This is a genomic window from Hymenobacter coccineus, from assembly GCF_001816125.1.
Taxonomy (GTDB): domain Bacteria; phylum Bacteroidota; class Bacteroidia; order Cytophagales; family Hymenobacteraceae; genus Hymenobacter; species Hymenobacter coccineus.
This window is the reverse complement of sequence record NZ_MDZA01000260.1, coordinates 1-1884: the sequence shown is the minus strand read 5'-3', so window position 1 is coordinate 1884 and position 1884 is coordinate 1. Positions and strand designations below refer to the sequence as shown.

The following is a 1884-nucleotide window of genomic DNA, read 5'->3' as shown; positions in this document are numbered from 1 at the left end:
CGGGGTCGGTGCAACAAAATCAAGCGCTAAAGTCAAAACGGCGGCAGAGTAGGCGAATAGTAAAGATAACAAGTGGGCCCCCGCCGCGGATTATTATTGGCAGTAATCATGATTAGTGAGCGGGAGAGATGCTTCGACAAGCTCAGCATGACGTTCTACGACAACGGTCCACACACTAAGCACTACGCACCAAGCACCAATTTAATGCGCATTCTTTACGCCATTCAGGGCACCGGCAACGGCCACCTGGCCCGGGCCCTCGACGTGGTGCCGCTGCTGCAAGCCCGCTGCGACCGGTTGGATTTGTTGATCAGCGGTCCGCCGGCCGATTTGTCGCTGCCGTTTGAGGTGCGCTACCGGGCCCAGGGCATGGGCTTCTTGTTCGGTAAAAAGGGCGGCATCAACTTCGTGAAAACGTTCTGGCAATTCAACTCGGCCAAGTTTCTGAAAGAGGTGCGGGCGCTGCCGGTGGAAGACTACGAATTGGTCATCAGCGACTTTGAGCCCGTGGCCAGCTGGGCGTGCCGGCTGCGCGAGGTGCCCTGCGTGGCCCTCAGCCACCAGTGCGCCGTGCTGCACCCGGCCGCCCCGCGCCCGGCCGTGGAGGACCCCGCCGGCCGGGCCGTGCTGCGGCACTACGCCCCGAGCACGGCCCAGTACGGGTTCCACTTCCAGGCGTACGCGCCGGGCATCGCCACGCCCGTGATCCGGCAGCAGGTGCGGGCCCTGGCGCCCACCAACGAGGGCCACTACACGGTGTACCTGCCCGCGTTTGAGGAGAAGCTGCTCGTGGAGCGCCTGCGCTACCTGAGCCGGGACACGCGCTGGGAGGTGTTCAGCAAGCACAGCACCGAGCCCGCTACCTACGGCAACGTGCGGGTGCGGCCGGTGAGCGGCGGGGCGTTTCTGGGCAGCCTGGCGCGCGCGGCCGGGGTGCTGTGCGGAGCCGGCTTCGAGACTCCCGCCGAGGCCCTGTACCTGGGCAAAAAGCTGCTCGTGGTACCCATGAAGCAGCAGTACGAGCAGCAGTGCAACGCCGCCGCACTTGCCCAAATGGATATACCCGTTATCAAAAACCTCAAAGACAAGCACCTGGCCGTGGTGGACGAGTGGTTGCACCAAGGCCGGGTAATTTCCGTTGATTACCCCGACCGCACGGCCGCCGTGCTCGACCAGCTGCTGGCCGAGCAGCGGCCGGGGCCCCGGCTCCCTGTTCCTTCGCTTACCGCTTCCGCCTCCGCGCCCCGCGCATGATTGACGATTCTTCTGCTTTGCCCGCGGCGTTCTTTCCGCCGTCGGGGCCCCCGGCCTTCACCCGCGCTGATTTTGGCCCCGAATTCCACTGGGGGGCCGCCGCGGCCGCCTACCAAACCGAGGGCGCCTGGCAGCTGCAAGGCAAGGGCCCCAGCATCTGGGACGACTTCACGCGGCGCAAGGGGGCCGTCCGGCGCGGTGAGCACGGGCGCGTGGCCACCGATTTCTACCACCGCCACGCCACCGACCTCGACCTGGCCCAGGCGATGGGGCTGACGGATTTCCGGTTCTCGGCCTCGTGGCCGCGGGTGCTGCCCGCCGGCACGGGGCCCGTGAACCGGCGCGGCCTCGACTTTTACGACCGCCTCGTGGACGCCTGCCTGGAGCGTGACCTGCGCCCCTGGCTGACCGTGTACCACTGGGACCTGCCCAGCGCCCTGCAGGCCCAGGGCGGCTGGGCCAACCGCAGCGTGGTGGGCTGGCTGGCTGACTACGCCCAGGTGCTGGCCCGCCGCCTCGGCGACCGGGTGCAGCACTGATGGTGCTCAACGAGCCGATGGTGTTCGTGGGGGCGGGGCACCTGCTGGGCGTGCACGCGCCGGGGCGGCGGCACCTGGGGGCGTTTCTGGC

General features: G+C 67.4%; 2 protein-coding genes. Both read left to right on the top strand.

Going from position 1 to position 1884, the window contains the following annotated elements:
- The first annotated feature begins 108 nt into the window (after positions 1–108).
- Positions 109–1254 carry a glycosyltransferase family protein gene (locus BEN49_RS14640; protein ID WP_239691947.1) on the top strand — a complete coding sequence of 382 codons (1146 nt, stop codon included), beginning with the start codon at positions 109–111 and terminating at the stop codon, positions 1252–1254.
- Positions 1251–1793 (top strand): glycoside hydrolase family 1 protein, encoded by a 543-nt coding sequence (locus BEN49_RS14635; protein WP_070744607.1) that lies wholly within the window; start codon positions 1251–1253, stop codon positions 1791–1793. The genes BEN49_RS14640 and BEN49_RS14635 overlap by 4 nt, the downstream gene beginning before the upstream one ends.
- Positions 1794–1884 lie beyond the last annotated feature (91 nt).